This window comes from Pseudomonas onubensis (assembly GCF_965653655.1).
Classification (GTDB): Bacteria; Pseudomonadota; Gammaproteobacteria; order Pseudomonadales; family Pseudomonadaceae; genus Aquipseudomonas.
This window is the reverse complement of the sequence record NZ_CBFHAZ010000027.1, coordinates 45,619-63,126: the sequence shown is the minus strand read 5'-3', so window position 1 is coordinate 63,126 and position 17,508 is coordinate 45,619. Positions and strand designations below refer to the sequence as shown.

The following is a 17,508-nucleotide window of genomic DNA, read 5'->3' as shown; positions in this document are numbered from 1 at the left end:
GCTTGCTCGCGAATGCGGAGTGTCAGTCGAAAAATTCGTCACTGAATCACCGCATTCGCGAGCAAGCCCGCTCCCACATTTGGTTTGCGTTTTATTCGTGGTATTGCGCCGACAGCTCATGCACCGCGCGCAGGAACGCGCCAGCATGCTCCGGGTTCACTTCCGGGGTGATGCCATGGCCGAGGTTGAACACGTGCCCGCTGCCCTTGCCATAGCTGGCCAGGATGCGGCCGACTTCGGTGCGGATCGCCTCCGGCTTGGCGTACAGCACGGTCGGGTCCATGTTGCCTTGCAGGGCAACCTGGTTGCCGACGCGACGGCGCGCTTCGCCGAGGTCGCAGGTCCAGTCCAGGCCCAATGCATCGGCGCCCGCGTCAGCGATGCTTTCCAGCCACAGGCCGCCGCCTTTGGTGAACATGATCACCGGAACCTTGCGGCCTTCGTGCTCACGGATCAGGCCGCTGACGATCTTGCGCATGTAGGCTAGGGAGAACTCCTGGTACGCCGCCGCCGACAGGTTGCCACCCCAGGTGTCGAAAATCTGTACCGCTTGGGCACCCGCCATGATCTGGCCGTTGAGGTAAGACGTGACCGACTGCGCCAGCTTGTCCAGCAACAGGTGCATGGCTTGCGGGTTGTCGTAGAGCATGGCTTTGGTCTTGCGGAAGTCTTTCGACGAGCCGCCTTCAACCATGTAGGTGGCCAGGGTCCAGGGGCTGCCGGAGAAACCGATCAGCGGCACGCGGCCGTTGAGCTCGCGGCGGATGGTGCTCACAGCATCCATCACGTAGCCCAGGTCTTTGTGTGGGTCAGGGATCGGCAGGGCTTCGATATCGGCCAGGGTGCTGACGACTTTTTTGAAACGCGGGCCTTCGCCGGTTTCGAAATACAGGCCTTGGCCCATGGCGTCAGGGATGGTGAGGATGTCGGAGAAGAGGATGGCCGCGTCCAGTTGTGGGTAGCGGTCCAGCGGCTGCATCGTGACTTCGCAGGCGAACTCCGGGTTCATGCACAGGCTCATGAAGTCGCCGGCATTGGCGCGACTGGCGCGGTATTCCGGCAGGTAGCGACCGGCCTGACGCATCATCCACACGGGCGTGACGTCTACGGGTTGCTTGAGCAGGGCACGAAGGAAACGGTCGTTCTTGAGGGCAGTCATGTCGGCATCCGCAAAAAAAGTGCGGGCATTTTCTCAGAGCTCGACGCAAAAGGCACGGAGTGAGCCGTGCCTTTTGTCTATCGGGTCAATTTGTCGCGGTGTCTTGCGGTATGACAGACACCACCAAACTCTATCTGGAACGGGGGTTTGTGTGGGAGCTGGCTTGCCTGCGATGACAGTAGTGAATTCACCACCGCTATCGCCGGCAAGCCAGCTCCCACATTCGATCCCATTTCAACCCACGACTTTATTGAATACACACAAACCAATGTGGGAGCGGGCTTGCTCGCGAAAGCGGTGGGTCAGTCGATACATCTGGTGACTGATAAACCGCATTCGCGAGCAAGCCCGCTCCCACATTTTGATCCCGTTTCAACTCGGGATTGGCGTCAGACCTGCAGGTAATCCAGGATGCCTTCAGCGGCGTTGCGACCTTCGAATATCGCGGTCACTACCAGGTCAGAGCCGCGCACCATGTCGCCACCGGCGAAGATTTTCGGGTTGCTGGTCTGGTGCTTGTACTGGCCTTGTTCCGGAGCCACGACACGGCCCTGGCTGTCGGTCTGGATTTCGAACTGCTCGAACCACTGCGCCGGGCTTGGGCGGAAACCGAAGGCGATAACCACGGCGTCAGCCGGGATGATTTCTTCGGAACCCGGGATCGGCTCAGGGCTGCGACGGCCACGGGCGTCCGGCTCGCCGAGACGGGTCTCGACCACCTTCACACCTTCAACACGGTCTTCACCGACGATGGCGATCGGCTGGCGGTTGTAGAGGAATTTCACGCCTTCTTCCTTGGCGTTCTTCACCTCTTTGCGCGAGCCGGGCATGTTGGCTTCGTCACGGCGATAAGCACAGGTCACCGACTTGGCGCCCTGGCGGATCGAGGTGCGGTTGCAGTCCATCGCGGTGTCACCACCGCCCAGTACCACGACCTTCTTGCCTTTCATGTCGACGAAATCTTCCGGCGACTTTTCAAAGCCCAGGTTGCGGTTGACGTTGGCGATCAGGAAGTCCAGCGCGTCATACACGCCCGGCAGGTCCTCACCGGCAAAGCCGCCCTTCATGTAGGTGTAGGTGCCCATGCCCATGAACACGGCGTCGTATTCGGCGAGCAGTTGCTCCATGGTGATGTCTTTGCCGATTTCGGTATTGAGACGGAACTCGATACCCATGCCGGTGAAGACTTCACGACGGTGGCTCAGTACGGTTTTTTCCAGCTTGAACTCGGGAATGCCGAAGGTCAGCAGGCCACCGATTTCCGGGTTCTTGTCGAACACCACAGGGGTCACGCCACCGCGCACCAGCACGTCGGCACAGCCCAGGCCCGCCGGGCCTGCACCGATGATCGCAACGCGTTTGCCGGTCGGCTTGACCTTGGACATGTCCGGGCGCCAGCCCATGGCGAACGCGGTGTCGGTGATGTACTTCTCCACCGAACCGATGGTCACCGCGCCAAAACCGTCGTTAAGGGTGCAGGCACCCTCGCACAGACGGTCTTGCGGGCACACCCTGCCGCAGACTTCCGGCAGGGTGTTGGTCTGGTGCGACAGCTCGGCGGCGGCGAGGATGTTGCCCTCGGCCACCAGCTTGAGCCAGTTGGGAATGAAGTTGTGCACCGGGCACTTCCATTCGCAATACGGGTTACCGCAACCCAGACAGCGGTGGGCCTGGTCGGCCGAGTGCTGGGGTTTGAAGGGTTCGTAGATTTCCACGAACTCTTTCTTGCGTTGACGCAACAGTTTCTTCTTCGGATCTTTGCGCCCGACATCGATGAACTGGAAGTCGTTATTCAGACGTTCAGCCATGTTAAAACCTCATCAAACTCTTCAGGCGCATATCACTGCGGGTTGGCACGGATGCTGGAAAGCAACGATTTCAGGTTGGCAGCCTTGGGCTTGACCAGCCAGAAACGACGCAGGTAATCATCGAGGTTTTCGGCGAGGTTACGACCCCATTCGCTGCCGGTCTCCTCGACGTACTCGTCCAGCACGTGCTGCAAGTGGTTCCGGTAGGATTCCATGGCTTCGCCGCTGATCCGCTGGATCTCGACCAACTCGTGGTTGACCTTGTCGACGAAGGTGTTGTCCTGGTCGAGCACGTAGGCGAAACCGCCGGTCATGCCCGAACCGAAGTTGTAACCGGTCTTGCCCAGTACCGCGACAAAGCCACCGGTCATGTACTCGCAGCAGTGATCGCCAGTGCCTTCCACCACGGTGTGGGCACCGGAGTTACGCACGGCGAAACGCTCACCGGCGGTCCCTGCGGCAAACAGCTTGCCGCCAGTGGCACCGTACAAGCAGGTGTTGCCGATGATGGCACTGTCCTGGGTCTTGTAGATGCTGCCTTTAGGCGGAACGATCACCAGCTTGCCGCCGGTCATGCCCTTGCCCACGTAGTCGTTGGCGTCGCCTTCGAGGTACATGTGCAGGCCGCCGGCGTTCCACACGCCAAAGCTCTGGCCGGCAGTGCCGTTGAAGCGGAAGGTGATCGGCGCTTTCGCCATGCCTTGGTTGCCGTGCTTGCGCGCAATTTCGCCGGAGATGCGTGCGCCGATCGAACGGTCGCAGTTGCAGATATCCAGGGCGAAGTCGCCACCGCTGGCGTCATTGATCGAGGAACTGGCCATTTCGACCATCTTCTCGGCCAGCAGGCCTTTGTCGAACGGCGGGTTGCGGTCCACCTGGCAAAATTGTGGCTTGTCTGCCGGGATGTGATCACTGCCCAACAGCGGCGTCAGGTCCAGGTGCTGTTGCTTGGCGGTCTGGCCTTCGAGGATGTCGAGCAAGTCGGTACGACCGATCAGCTCTTCCAGCGAACGCACGCCCAGCTTGGCCAGCCACTCACGGGTCTCTTCGGCGACGTAGGTGAAGAAATTCACCACCATGTCGACGGTGCCGATGTAGTGATCCTTGCGCAGCTTCTCGTTCTGAGTGGCGACGCCGGTGGCGCAGTTGTTCAGGTGGCAGATGCGCAGGTATTTGCAGCCCAGGGCGATCATGGGCGCGGTGCCAAAGCCGAAGCTTTCGGCGCCGAGGATCGCAGCCTTGATCACGTCGAGGCCGGTTTTCAGGCCGCCATCAGTCTGTACACGTACCTTGCCGCGCAGGTCGTTGCCGCGCAGGGTCTGGTGGGTTTCGGCCAGGCCGAGTTCCCACGGTGCGCCAGCGTACTTGATCGAGGTCAGCGGCGAAGCGCCGGTGCCGCCGTCATAGCCGGAGATGGTGATCAGGTCAGCATAGGCCTTGGCCACACCGGCGGCGATGGTGCCGACGCCAGCTTCTGCCACGAGTTTCACCGAGACCAGCGCCTGCGGATTGACTTGTTTCAAGTCGAAAATCAGCTGCGACAAGTCTTCAATCGAATAGATGTCGTGGTGCGGCGGCGGCGAAATCAGGGTGACGCCCGGCACTGCGTAACGCAGCTTGGCGATCAGACCGTTGACCTTGCCGCCAGGCAGTTGCCCGCCTTCACCGGGTTTGGCGCCTTGAGCAACCTTGATCTGCAGCACTTCGGCGTTGACCAGGTATTCCGGGGTCACACCAAAGCGGCCAGTGGCGACCTGCTTGATTTTCGAGCTCTTGATGGTGCCGTAGCGCGCCGGGTCTTCACCGCCTTCGCCGGAGTTGGAACGCGCACCCAGGCGGTTCATGGCTTCGGCCAGGGCTTCGTGAGCCTCGGGCGACAAGGCACCCAAGGAGATGCCGGCGGAGTCGAAGCGCTTGAGGATCGATTCCAGTGGCTCGATTTCGCTGATGGCCAGCGGCGTGTCCAGGGTCTTCACCTTGAACAAATCGCGGATCATCGACACCGGGCGGTTATCCACCAGCGCGGTGTATTCCTTGAACTTGGCGTAGTCGCCCTGCTGCACAGCGGCTTGCAGGGTGCTGACCACGTCCGGGTTGTAGGCGTGGTATTCGCCACCGTGTACAAACTTCAGCAGGCCGCCTTGCTGGATCGGCTTGCGCGCGCTCCAGGCTTCGGCTGCCAGGGCTTTCTGTTCGGCTTCGATGTCGACGAAACGCGCGCCCTTGATACGGCTTGGCACGCCACGGAAGCTCAGCTCACACACTTCTTCGGACAGGCCGATGGCTTCGAACAGCTGGGCGCCACGGTAAGACGTGACGGTGGAGATGCCCATCTTCGACAGGATCTTCAGCAAGCCCTTGGTGATGCCCTTACGGTAGTTCTTGAACACCTCATAGAGGTCGCCCAACACTTCACCGGTGCGGATCAAATCACCCAGCACTTCGTAGGCCAGGAACGGGTAAACCGCCGAGGCGCCGAAGCCGATCAGCACCGCAAAGTGATGCGGGTCGCGGGCAGTAGCCGTTTCCACGAGGATGTTGGAGTCGCAACGCAGGCCCTTTTCGGTCAGGCGGTGATGCACTGCGCCGGTGGCCAGGGAGGCATGGATCGGCAGCTTGCCTGGCGCGATGTGGCGGTCGGTCAGTACGATCTGGGTACGACCGGCGCGCACAGCTTCTTCAGCCTGATCGGCGACGTTACGCACAGCGGCTTCAAGGCCGAGGCTCTCGTCGTAGTTCAGGTCGATGATCTGGCGGTCGAAGCCTGGACGTTCCAGGGTCATCAACGAGCGCCATTTGGCCGGGGAAATGACCGGCGAGCTGAGGATCACGCGGGAGGCGTGCTCAGGCGATTCCTGGAAGATGTTGCGCTCGGCACCGAGGCACACTTCCAACGACATCACGATGGCTTCGCGCAGCGGGTCGATCGGCGGGTTGGTGACCTGGGCGAACTGCTGGCGGAAATAGTCGTACGGCGTGCGCACGCGCTGGGACAGCACGGCCATTGGCGTGTCATCGCCCATGGAGCCGACCGCTTCATAGCCTTGCTCGCCGAGCGGACGCAGCACCTGGTCGCGCTCTTCGAACGTGACCTGGTACATCTTCATGTACTGCTTGAGCTGGTCGACGTCGTAAAAAGCCGAACCGTGGTCGTTGTCTTCCATGGTCGCCTGGATGCGCAGGGCGTTCTTGCGCAGCCATTGCTTGTACGGGTGACGCGACTTCAAGCGGTTGTCGATGGCGTCGGTGTCGAGGATCTGCCCGGTTTCGGTGTCCACGGCCAGGATCTGGCCTGGGCCTACACGGCCTTTGGCGATGACATCTTCAGGCTTGTAGTCCCACACGCCGATTTCCGACGCCAGGGTAATGAAGCCGTTGGTGGTGGTGACCCAACGCGCCGGGCGCAGACCGTTACGGTCGAGCAGGCACACCGCATAGCGGCCGTCGGTCATGACCACGCCGGCCGGGCCGTCCCACGGTTCCATGTGCATCGAGTTGTACTCGTAGAATGCACGCAGGTCCGGGTCCATGGTCTCGACGTTCTGCCACGCAGGCGGAATGATCATGCGCACGCCACGGAACAGGTCGATACCGCCGGTGACCATCAGTTCGAGCATGTTGTCCATGCTGGAGGAGTCGGAACCCACGCGGTTGACCAGCGGGCCGAGCTCTTCGAGGTCCATCAAATCGTTGGCGAACTTGGTGCGACGGGCCACGGCCCAGTTGCGGTTGCCGGTGATGGTGTTGATCTCGCCGTTGTGGGCGAGGAAGCGGAATGGCTGCGCCAGCGGCCATTTCGGCAGGGTGTTGGTGGAAAAGCGCTGGTGGAACACGCAGATCGCGGTTTGCAGGCGCTCATCGCTCAGGTCCGGATAAAAGGCGGTCAGATCCGCCGGCATCATCAGGCCTTTATAAATGATGGTCTTGTGCGAAAAGCTGCAGATGTAGTGGTCGGTGTCCGCGGCGTTGGAGACCGACGAACGACGACGCGAGGTGAACAGCTTGATCGCCATGTCCTGATCGCTGAGGCCATCGCCTGCGATGAACACTTGCTCGATCTGCGGCAGGCGCTCCAGGGCCAGGCGGCCGAGCACGCTGGTGTCGATCGGCACTTTGCGCCAGCCAACCAGTTGCAGGCCGGCGGCGACGATTTCGCGGTTCATGTTCTCGCGAGCAGCTTGGGCTTTAACCGGGTCCTGGTTGAAAAACACCATGCCCACGGCGTACTGCTTGGGCAGGTCGACCGCAAATTGTTCTTTTGCGACAGCGCGCAGGAACTGGTCGGGCTTTTGAATCAGCAAGCCGCAACCGTCACCGGTCTTGCCGTCGGCGTTGATCCCACCGCGGTGGGTCATGCAGGTCAGGGCCTCGATGGCCGTTTGCAAAAGGGTATGACTGGGCTCGCCCTGCATGTGGGCTATCAGGCCGAAACCGCAGTTATCCTTGAATTCATCGGGTTGGTACAGACCTGCTTTCATAGACACTTTCTCACCAGGCTGCCTCTTATATCGAGGCAAATTTCTTTTCAATTCAACCGGTTACCTTCCACGCCGAACGTACGCCGGCTTAGCGGGGGCAAAAGGGAGGTCATTGTACACACCGACACGAACGCTCACAAATTTAGCGACGAAATGTCGCAAATCTATGTCGCATTTATGAAAGGTTTAAAGCGATATGCTGTGCTAGTCAAAACTTTTTTAATTCTGACCGCTACGACTCAAAAGCTACGTGACGCAGACACCACAAAGCGCGCGGCCTTCAGGGCTGCACGCTGTGTTGTTTTTTTTGAGGTGCTGAGAGAGCGGCCTGGGTAAGGCCGCCGAACCTTCAGCGAGCTGTTGCGAGTTCTTGTTGAACGCTGGCAACAGTGCGAGGCCAAGGTTTACCAGCCTGAACCTTCGCTGGCAAGGTTTTGATCGCAGAATCAGCTGCGGCACGGCTTGGGAAGCTGCCGTAGGTGATCACGTAGAGAGGCTTGCCGTTGAGCACTTTCTTGAAATAACGGTACTGGCCGCCCTGCTCTTTCACGAACGCCTGAGCGTTGGCTTCGGAGCTGGTGCCCAGGATCTGCACCACAAAATTACCCGTTGGCTGGCTGGTGTACCAGCTGCTGCCGGCGGCGGCAGGCGCAGCAGCCTTGGCAACAGCGGCAGGTTTTTCAGCAGGCTTGGCGGCCGGTGCCGGCTTGGCCACTGGCGCAGGCGCGACCGGCTTGGCAACTGGAGCAGGCTTGGCAGTGGCGACGGTCGGAGCCGGCGTCGGCTTGGCAACTGGAGCGGCTGCCGGGCCAGCGGGAACGCCGGCAGGCGGCGCGGTGGTGGTCACGGTCGGTGGCGTGGCGCTGGAGCCCTCGACCGGCACACCGTCGTCACCTTCAGAGATACCACCGGCGGCTTCAGCGAGCGGGCCGCGCATGACCGGCTGGCCGACCATCGGCAGGTTGGTCGGTTGGCCGGAGTTGGCGAATTCGACATTTGGCGTGGGTTTGCCCAGTGGCAACTGCGCCTGTTCGGTTGGCGCGCCGGCGGTGGCGGGTGCCTTGCTGCGACCCGGGATCAACCAGGCAGCGGCGACAGCGACCACGACAACGGCAGAAATCGCCAATACGTGCTTCTTAGGCATAGTAAACCCCATCTTTGGACGCTTAACCGCAGAGCGGCTGGCAATCATGGCTTCGATCAAGGCATCGCGGGCAACCTGGTTGATGGTGCCAGGCCAGCCGCCTGCGCTTTCGTGAATATCAGAGATCTGATTTGCCGTGAAAAGTTCGATACCGGCACCGGCGCCTTCGAGGCGTTGAGCCAGGTATTCGCGGGTTTCTTCCTCTTCATAGGGCTGCAGTTCGATAACGTGAAACAGCTCCTGCTCGCCGCTGATCTGCTCCAGATCGGCAATCAACGACGACTCACCAAACAGGAATACGTGCGGGCGCCCTTCCGGTGTGCCCGCCGCCAGCGCCAGCAGCGCTTCCAGGGCGGATTCGTCAAGCTGCTCGGCGTCGTCCACCAGCAAGTAGACTTCCTGGCCGGTCAGGCCCAACTGCACAACCTGCTTGAGGATCGCGTTCGGCTCGGCATTGGCAACGTCCAGCGCCTGGGCCACCTGGCGCAGTACGCCGGCTGCATCGCCGGCGCCACGGGCCGACACCACCACGCTCTGTACCGATTGCTTGTTGGTACTGGCAACCAGCGCCTGGCGCAGCAGGGTCTTGCCGCTGCCCAACGGGCCGGTCACTACCAGCAGCAGTTGGCTGTAGCGCGCCAGGTGGTGCAACTGACCGAGCACCGGCTTGCGCTGGGCAGGGAAGAATTTGAAGCCAGGCACCCGTGGAGCAAATGGGTCGTGGCTTAACTGGTAGTGGCCGAGGAACGCCTCGTCGGCATGCAAACTAGTCATCGGGATCTTATTAACCTTTAAGCTGGGCCAGGGCGCGGTAATCCGCTCCCAGCGTGGCCTGTAAAATCTCTTTCGGATAATCGTCGGTCACTACCGCTTCGCCCATATGGCGCAGGAGCACCAGTCGCAGGCGACCGTCGATCACTTTCTTGTCGATTGCCATGTGTTCGAGGAAATCCGCCTCGGTCATCTCCTCCGGCGGAATAACCGGCAAGCCGGCGCGCTGGAACAGCTGGATGCCGCGATCACGCTCCTGGGCGCTGATCCAGCCCAGGCGTTGCGACATTTCCAGTGCCATTACCGTGCCAGCCGCTACGGCTTCCCCGTGCAACCACACACCATAGCCCATGTGCGTTTCGATCGCATGGCCGAAGGTGTGGCCCAGGTTCAGGGTGGCGCGCACTCCGGACTCTCGCTCGTCGGCGTTCACCACCAGCGCCTTGGCGGCGCAGGAGCGGGAAATCGCTTCGGTGAGTGCAACCTGGTCCAGGGCACGCAGGGCGTCCATGTGTTCTTCGAGCCAGGTGAGGAACGGCTCGTCGCAGATCAGCCCGTACTTGATGACTTCCGCCAGACCGGCCGACAGTTCACGCGGCGGCAGGGTGTTAAGGGTCGCGGTGTCGATCAGCACGGCTTGCGGCTGATAGAACGCGCCTACCATGTTCTTGCCCAGCGGGTGGTTGATGCCGGTCTTGCCGCCCACCGACGAATCGACCTGGGACAGCAAGGTGGTCGGTACCTGGATAAAGTTGACACCGCGTTGGTAGCAAGCCGCCGCGAAACCGGTCATATCACCGATTACACCGCCACCCAAGGCGATCAAGGTGGTCCGACGATCATGGCGATGGGTCAGCAGGTCATCGAAGATCAGTTGTAGCGTTTCCCAATCCTTGAAGATCTCTCCATCGGGCAACACTACAGAGATCACAGAGTATCCGCTCAAGCTGTTACGCAAACGCCGAAGATACAGCGGCGCGACCGTTTCATTGGAGATGATCGCCACTTGCCGACCGGCAATGTGCGGTGCGAGCAACTCGGGCAGGTCCAACAAACCTTCGCCAATATGGATTGGGTAGCTGCGCTCGCCTAGATCGACCTTAAGTGTCTGCATGTGTCCCCGCGTGAAGAAATATGTACGATCGGCAACGCTCGGATTTTCGTCGCCTGATGGCTCTGCGCCATACCCCGAAGGGTGATGGCACGCCGCCGAGAATAGCGCATTTCGGGCCTGGCTTTAACGGGGTGGCAACTGCTGCAAACGCTCAAGAATGTCGAGAACCACCATTCGAGGCGGCCGCTCATCGGTTTCGACCACCAGATCGGCGATTTCCCGATACAGCGGATCGCGCAGCGTCAGCAGGTCCCGCAAGGTTTTTGCCGGGTCCGCTGTGCGCAGCAATGGGCGGTTGCGGTCGCGCGCGGTACGGCCCACCTGCTGCTCGACCGACGCATGCAGATACACCACGCGCCCCCCGGCATGCAGCGCCCGGCGGTTCTCATCGCGCATCACTGCACCGCCGCCGGTGGCCAATACCACGCCATCGCAGCCGCACAGCTCGGCAATCATCGCCTGCTCGCGGTCGCGAAAGCCCAGTTCGCCTTCCTTATCGAAGATCCATGGGATATTGGCACCCGTGCGCAATTCAATTTCCTTGTCGGAATCTTTGAACGGCAGGCGCAGCTCTTTGGCCAGCAAACGGCCGATGGTGCTTTTTCCAGCCCCCATCGGTCCTACAAGAATCAAATTTCGCACAGAATCAACGACTCACAGCAATCGCCTGGTTATTCATAATACGCGGAGTCAGGAATACCAGCAGCTCGGATTTTTTCTCCGCCAGCACATCGCGCCGGAAAAGGCGGCCAAGATACGGCACATCGCCCAAAAATGGCACTTTATCTACCACTTTGCTTTGGGTATTGGAGAAAACCCCGCCAATGACGATGGTCTCGCCATCCTTGACCCGCACCTTGGCGTTCACCTCGTTTTTCTTGATCGGCGGTACATCGTTGAGCTTGTTCAGGTAGTCCGGCTCGTCCTTGGTGACCTTGACCTCCATGATCACCCAGCCATCCGGGGTGATTTGCGGGGTCACCTCCAGCGACAGCGAGGCCTCCTTGAACGACACCGAGGTGGCGCCACGCGAGCTGGATTCCTGGTAAGGAATCTCGGTGCCCTTGAGGATGCGCGCGGTTTCCTTGTCGGACGTGACCACCTTGGGCTGCGAGACAATTTCGCCATTGCCGGTTTTTTCCATGGCCGTCAGCTCCAGGTCCAGCAGCAGGTTGTCGGTAATAAAAGCGATGCCCAGGCCAGCCGTACCGGTCAGCGAGCCCATGTCGACAAACGGCGAGCTGGGCGGATTCGCCGGTGGCTCCGCACCTTCGGCCAACGGCTTGCCGATACCGCCCGCGCCCCAGTTGCCGCGATTGAGCCGCCCGCCCCAGCGCACGCCCAGGCTTTTGTCGTAATCGACATTGGCTTCGACGATCCGCGCTTCGATCATGACTTGGCGTACCGGCACATCCAGCTGCGTCACGATCCGCCGCAGCTCGTCAATTCGCTCGCGGGTCTGGTAGGCGATGATGTTGTTGGTGCGATCATCCACCGCCACCGAGCCGCGCTCATCGGTAAAGCCGTCAACGCCGGTCACTGACTGAAACAGCTTGGCCAGGTCCGCCGCCTTGGCGTAATTGACCTGCAGCAACTCGCGACGCAAGGGCGCCAATTCCTCCATTTGCTTGAGCGACTCCAGGGCCAGCAGTTCGCGGGCGGCCAGCTCTTCGGCGGGCGCCACCAGCAAAACACCAGCCTTCACCCGTTTGTCCAAGCCCTTGGTTTGCAGCACCAGATCCAGTGCCTGGTCCCAGGGCACGTCCTTGAGCCGCAACGTGATCGAGCCTTGCACCTCGTCACTGGCCACCAGATTAAGCCCGGCCACATCCGCTATCTGCTGCAAGACGGCGCGCAAATCGATGTTCTGGAAGTTGAGGGTGAGCTTGTCGCCGCTGTAGGCGCCACTCGGAACCATGCTGCCGGGAGGCGGCAGCTGGATCAGATCGACGCGATTGGGCACAGCGAATGCCATCGGTGCCGTGAACGCTATCCATAGCGCCACACCGAAGGACGAGAAAGTCCTTTTCATTGTTTGATTCCGTTATGAGTTGACGTTTAACACCAGGGTTCGAGAACGCGCGAGCCATGCGCCTTGTTCATCCGGGAATAGCTCGGCCAGTTCGATGTGGCTGGGGAAAATGGCCGTGACCCGGCCATGGTTACGCCCCAGGTAGTCGCCGACCGCCAGCCGGTACACGCCAGAAGGTGCGCGCAGCAAGGCGAAGGTCTGCGGGCTACCGGGCAATGTATTGATTGAAAGCGTGCCCACCATTTCAAACTGATCGACAGCCAGGCTTTCCAACAGACCCCGCTTGCGTGCCAGGTCCGGCGCAAGCGCGGGCCGGCCGGGCCGGTGATCGATCTGCGCGGTGGGCGGCTGGAACGGATCACGCAAGGTTGCCGCAGCGTAGACAAAGCGCCCGCCCTGCTCGGCTGCGGGGTCAGGTTGGCCAGATGCGCCCAGGCCACGATAAGTCTTGGCCAGCAAATCAAGGCGCAATAACGCTCCATCAGAGCGAAGCACCACATCCTGCACCGTGACGATCCGCGGTAAACCGCCCAAGGCACTCACGAAGCTCGCCAGGTCGTGGTAGGCGCCAAACACACCGACCTGTACCGGCTCCTCGATGTAGAACGGCTGCGGCTGTTCGTTCAACACCGTGACACCTTCGACCACCAAGCCGTTGGCTGCCGCCAGCCGCGCCATGTCTTCGAGCAAGCCCGGCATGTCCGATTCGCTCGGCAACTGCCGTAAAAGCCCGGCAACCTGCGCCTGCGTCAGGCGGGCCTGATGAGCACGCGCCTCAAGATCGGCTGCCAATCCGGCCCTTTGCGTAAGTTGCTCCTGCAAAGCCAGCGTCTGCGCTTGCAGCGCATTCAGTTGCTCACGTGCCGGGGCCAGCAGCCATCCATCGCCCACCACCCACACCAGCCCCGCCAGCGCGCAGCCGAGCAGAACCTTGCCCGGCAAGGGCCATTTAGCAGCGTTGTGAGTGAGCGTGGAAAAGTCGAGCCTGGGCAGGCTCAAGGCTGGGCCTCGGTGGATTCCCCTTGGCGCACCATCAATTGGAATTCGTTGCCGCCGCCTTGGCCCTGCGCACGTACATGCTGCAATCGAGTGGCATGCGCGCCCTCAGAAGCCTCCAGGCGGCGCATCAGTTGAGCGATATCCTGGCTGGATTCGGCACTGCCGCTGACACTCACCGTATTGCCCTTGGCAACCACCTCATGCAGGTGCACGCCATCGGGCACCGCACGGGCGAGTTGATCCAATAGCTGTGCGCTGGCCGAGCGGGATTCGTGCAGGTCCTGCACGACTTTCATACGTGCGGCCAATTGCTGGCTCTGCTCCTGCAAGTCGTCGATGGTCTTGAGCCGCGAATCCTGAATGGCGACGTCTTTGTTCAGGTGGCTGTTGCGCGTCACTTGCCGGTCGATCGCCTGATCGATGACCTGATCCGCCAGCCACACCGCTGCGAGTGCTGCTGCGGCGAACGCCAGCAGGAACACCAGGAAGTATTTACGCCGCCGCTCTGCCTGCGCCTGGCGCCAAGGCAAAAGATTGATTCGTGTCATCCAGCGAAACTCCTCAGGGCCAGCCCGCAAGCAATTCCCATCCCGTGGGCATCCACGGCCCATTGTGCGCCATCGACTCGATGGCCCGGCATGAAGCTGGCGAAATCCTGACGGCAAGCGCGCTCCAATGCAAACCCTTCGACGTCCACCACCCGCGCAACCAGCCCGGCCAGGGCCAAAACCGCTGCGCGGGCCTCAACCTGTTCCTTCAGGCATGCAGCCAGCACCACTTCGACCCGCGCCGAGTCTTGAGGCGAAGGGCCGCGCACCTGAAAGTCGATGGCGACGTCATCCAGTGGGTAAGGAATGTACTGGTCGGCTTCCATCTGAATCATCCAGGCCATCTCTTCATCGCTGAGCCCCGCCTCCAGGTCGATCACCCGCGTGATGACCGATGGGCCCGACACCGCCACCGCTGCCTGTCGAGCAGACGTGTGCAACCGGGACAATGCCTGCTGCAGCGCCTGCCCCACCCCTTCAAGGTCCAACAACGTGCCATCGACGACCGCATTGGCGGGCAGCCCCTGCGTGACGTATGCCTTGACGCTGTAGGCGCCGGCAGTGTGGTCCAATTCAATCAGCTTGATACCGGTGTCATTGATGTCGACGCCCAGCAGGGTGTCGGCTTTGTGCCTGAAAAATCCCTTTCTCATAAAACTCCCTAAAACTTTGCCTGTCATACCGCCTGATTGCGGCTGGGAATCGTGCATTCGGTCGACTTGTTTGGCCGCCACGAATGACGCCCCAGGCCGAAAATGCTTTAATGCCCAGCGTTTTTTCCCGCTTTTTCCTGCTGCTCGGGTCGATCCATCGTTTGCCATGCATGCCCCGACGCGTAACTCATTCTTTTCTCTGGAAATCCAAAAGCCTTGATTCGTCTGCTGAAGTTTTTCGGGTACTCCATTGTCGCGATCGTCTGCGGGCTGCTGCTCGTACTCAGCGGGGCCTACCTCTACCTTAGTCCGGGTTTGCCCTCAGTAGAGGCACTCAGAAGTATCCAGTTGCAGATTCCTTTGCGGGTCTACAGCAGCGATGAAAAACTGATCGCGGAGTTCGGCGAAATGCGCCGCACACCGATCCGTTTCGCCGACATTCCACCCAATTTCATCAACGCCCTGCTCTCGGCTGAAGACGATAATTTCGCCAACCACTACGGCGTCGACCCAAGCAGCCTGGTGCGCGCAGCCACCCAGTTGGTAAAAAGCGGACACATTCAATCCGGTGGCAGCACCATCACCATGCAGGTGGCGAAGAACTTCTTCCTCACCAGCGAACGCAGTTTTTCGCGCAAGGCCACCGAGATTCTGTTGGCGCTGCAGATCGAACGCCAGCTGACCAAGGACGAGATCCTTGAGCTGTACGTCAACAAGATCTACCTGGGCAACCGCGCCTACGGGATCGAGGCCGCTTCGCAGGTGTACTACGGCAAGTCGATTCGTGACGCCAGCCTGGCGCAGATGGCAATGATCGCCGGCCTGCCCAAGGCGCCGTCGCGTTTCAACCCACTGGCCAACCCGGCGCGCAGCAAGGAGCGTCGCGACTGGATCCTGGGGCGCATGTACAAGTTGGGCAAAATCGACCAGGCCGCTTATGAAAGCGCCGTGGCCGAACCGCTGAACGCCAGCTACCACGTGCCGACGCCGGAAGTGAATGCGCCGTATATCGCTGAAATGGCACGTGCCGAGATGGTCGGCCGTTATGGCAGCGAGGCCTACACCGAAGGCTTCCGCGTGACCACCACCATTCCGAGCAACCTGCAGGAAATTGCCAACAACTCGGTACGCGACGGCTTGGTGACCTACGACCAGCGCCATGGCTACCGTGGCCCCGAATCGCGCCTGCCAGGCAAAACCCTGAGCGCCTGGACCACCGAGTTGGGTAAACAGCGACCGATCAGCGGCCTGGAACCCGCCATCGTCACCCAGGTGAAGAAGGATGGCGTGCAAGTGCTCACCCGCAGCGGCGAAGGCCATGTGTCGTGGGACAGCATGAAGTGGGCACGCCCGTTCCTGAACACCAACAGCATGGGCCCGATGCCCAAGCAGCCGTCGGACGTGGCGCAGGTGGGTGACTTGATCCGCGTGCAACGCCAGAAAGACGACAGCCTGAAATTCAGCCAGGTGCCTGTGGCCCAGGGCGCTCTGGTGTCATTGGACCCGCAGAACGGTGCGATCCGCGCCCTGGTCGGCGGCTTCGCCTTCGAGCAGAGCAACTACAACCGCGCCACCCAGGCCAAGCGCCAGCCGGGCTCGAGCTTCAAACCGTTCGTCTACAGCGCTGCACTGGACAACGGCTACACCGCCGCCAGCCTGGTCAACGACGCGCCGATCGTGTTTGTCGACGAATACCTGGACAAGGTTTGGCGTCCGAAGAACGACACCAACACCTTCCTCGGCCCGATCCGCATCCGCGAGGCGCTGTACAAGTCGCGTAACCTGGTATCGATCCGCCTGCTGCAGGCGATGGGCGTGGGCAAGACCATCGACTACATGACGCGCTTCGGTTTCGCCAAGTCGGATCTGCCACCGAACCTGTCCCTGGCGCTGGGCACCGCGACCCTCACGCCGATGGAAATCGCCACCGGCTGGAGCACCTTTGCCAACGGCGGTTACAAGATCACGCCGTACTTGATCGACAAGATCGAGAGCCGCAATGGCGACACGCTGTTCACCGCCAACCCGCCACGCGTGCCGGGTGATGTGGTCAACGGTGTGGCTGCACCCGATGGCATCGCAGCGCCGACCAACGGCGGCATCACCATTGAGCCGACGCCAGGCGCAGCACCGGCCACCAATGCTGCCGTGCCCACCCAGCCACAGGCGCCAGCTGTGGCCGAGCGCGTGGTGGATGGCCGTACCACCTACATCCTCAACAGCATCCTGGAAGACGTAATCAAGAAAGGCACCGGGCGTCGCGCACTGGCCTTGGGCCGTGCGGATATCGCCGGCAAGACCGGTACCACCAACGAATCCAAGGACGCCTGGTTCTCCGGCTACAACGCCGACTACGTGACCACCGTATGGACCGGCTACGACCAACCGGAAAGCCTGGGCCGTCGCGAGTTTGGCGGCACCGTCGCACTGCCGATCTGGATGAGCTATATGGGCGCAGCCTTGAAAGACAAACCGCTGCACACCCAGGCTGAGCCGGAAGGCATCCTCAGCCTGCGCATCGACCCGGTGAGCGGACGTGCGGCATCGCCCAGCACGCCTAATGCGTACTTCGAGCTGTTCAAAAGCGAAGACACTCCGCCGTCGGTCAACGAGCTGGGCAACGGCGTTGCACCGGGCAGCCCGCTGCCGGCGGATGAAGCGGCGCCGATCGATTTGTTCTAACCCGATCTGCGGGTAAGCGCAGATCCAATGTGGGAGCGAGCAAGTCGAATCGTCGCACCGCCGCTCCCACATTTGGATCTCCACAAGGCTCAAGCCAATCGCAAGCATTAAAAAAGCCCC

General features: G+C 61.1%; 11 protein-coding genes. 1 reads left to right on the top strand and 10 read right to left on the bottom strand.

Going from position 1 to position 17,508, the window contains the following annotated elements; all coding sequences use genetic code 11:
- Positions 1-91: 91 nt before the first annotated feature.
- The 10 genes from hemE to pilM form a co-directional block, all read right to left on the bottom strand.
- Positions 92-1,159 (bottom strand): uroporphyrinogen decarboxylase, encoded by a 1,068-nt coding sequence (gene hemE / locus ACTD9P_RS12020; RefSeq protein WP_044270735.1) that lies wholly within the window; start codon positions 1,157-1,159, stop codon positions 92-94.
- Positions 1,160-1,548: 389 nt separating this feature from the next.
- A complete protein-coding gene (locus ACTD9P_RS12015; protein ID WP_438867883.1) occupies positions 1,549-2,967 on the bottom strand; it encodes an FAD-dependent oxidoreductase in 1,419 nt (472 codons plus the stop codon).
- Positions 2,968-2,999: 32 nt separating this feature from the next.
- Complete coding sequence (gene gltB / locus ACTD9P_RS12010) at positions 3,000-7,445, bottom strand: glutamate synthase large subunit (RefSeq protein ID WP_438867882.1); 4,446 nt, start codon at positions 7,443-7,445, stop codon at positions 3,000-3,002.
- Positions 7,446-7,794: 349 nt separating this feature from the next.
- Complete coding sequence (locus ACTD9P_RS12005; RefSeq protein WP_438867881.1) at positions 7,795-9,363, bottom strand: AAA family ATPase; 1,569 nt, start codon at positions 9,361-9,363, stop codon at positions 7,795-7,797.
- Positions 9,364-9,373: 10 nt separating this feature from the next.
- Positions 9,374-10,474: a 3-dehydroquinate synthase gene (aroB, locus tag ACTD9P_RS12000; RefSeq protein WP_438867880.1), complete on the bottom strand. Its 1,101-nt coding sequence runs from the start codon at positions 10,472-10,474 to the stop codon at positions 9,374-9,376.
- A gap of 123 nt (positions 10,475-10,597) precedes the next feature.
- Entirely contained in the window at positions 10,598-11,116 is a 519-nt protein-coding gene (gene aroK, locus ACTD9P_RS11995; RefSeq protein ID WP_017138567.1) for a shikimate kinase AroK, read from the bottom strand.
- A gap of 4 nt (positions 11,117-11,120) precedes the next feature.
- The gene (locus ACTD9P_RS11990) at positions 11,121-12,449 is read right to left on the bottom strand and encodes a type IV pilus secretin PilQ (RefSeq protein WP_438867887.1); all 1,329 of its coding nucleotides are present in this window, start codon (positions 12,447-12,449) and stop codon (positions 11,121-11,123) included.
- A gap of 69 nt (positions 12,450-12,518) precedes the next feature.
- Positions 12,519-13,505: a pilus assembly protein PilP gene (locus tag ACTD9P_RS11985; RefSeq protein ID WP_438867879.1), complete on the bottom strand. Its 987-nt coding sequence runs from the start codon at positions 13,503-13,505 to the stop codon at positions 12,519-12,521.
- Positions 13,502-14,053 carry a PilN domain-containing protein gene (locus ACTD9P_RS11980; protein ID WP_438867878.1) on the bottom strand — a complete coding sequence of 184 codons (552 nt, stop codon included), beginning with the start codon at positions 14,051-14,053 and terminating at the stop codon, positions 13,502-13,504. Before ACTD9P_RS11980 ends, ACTD9P_RS11985 begins: the two co-directional genes overlap by 4 nt.
- The gene (gene pilM / locus ACTD9P_RS11975) at positions 14,050-14,706 is read right to left on the bottom strand and encodes a type IV pilus biogenesis protein PilM (protein ID WP_438867877.1); all 657 of its coding nucleotides are present in this window, start codon (positions 14,704-14,706) and stop codon (positions 14,050-14,052) included. The genes ACTD9P_RS11980 and pilM overlap by 4 nt, the downstream gene beginning before the upstream one ends.
- Before the next feature lie 219 nt (positions 14,707-14,925).
- On the opposite strand from pilM, the gene ACTD9P_RS11970 reads away from it, so the two are divergent.
- A complete protein-coding gene (locus tag ACTD9P_RS11970) occupies positions 14,926-17,388 on the top strand; it encodes a penicillin-binding protein 1A (RefSeq protein WP_438867886.1) in 2,463 nt (820 codons plus the stop codon).
- The last annotated feature ends 120 nt before the right edge of the window (positions 17,389-17,508 follow it).

Bases quoted from the DNA above. Each gene is read 5' to 3' on its own strand.
- hemE (WP_044270735.1), bottom strand. From the start codon at position 1,159: ATGACTGCCCTCAAGAACGACCGTTTCCTTCGTGCCCTGCTCAAGCAA.
- ACTD9P_RS12015 (WP_438867883.1), bottom strand. From the start codon at position 2,967: ATGGCTGAACGTCTGAATAACGACTTCCAGTTCATCGATGTCGGGCGC.
- gltB (WP_438867882.1), bottom strand. From the start codon at position 7,445: ATGAAAGCAGGTCTGTACCAACCCGATGAATTCAAGGATAACTGCGGT.
- ACTD9P_RS12005 (WP_438867881.1), bottom strand. From the start codon at position 9,363: ATGACTAGTTTGCATGCCGACGAGGCGTTCCTCGGCCACTACCAGTTA.
- aroB (WP_438867880.1), bottom strand. From the start codon at position 10,474: ATGCAGACACTTAAGGTCGATCTAGGCGAGCGCAGCTACCCAATCCAT.
- ACTD9P_RS11990 (WP_438867887.1), bottom strand. From the start codon at position 12,449: ATGGCATTCGCTGTGCCCAATCGCGTCGATCTGATCCAGCTGCCGCCT.
- ACTD9P_RS11980 (WP_438867878.1), bottom strand. From the start codon at position 14,053: ATGACACGAATCAATCTTTTGCCTTGGCGCCAGGCGCAGGCAGAGCGG.
- pilM (WP_438867877.1), bottom strand. From the start codon at position 14,706: ATGAGAAAGGGATTTTTCAGGCACAAAGCCGACACCCTGCTGGGCGTC.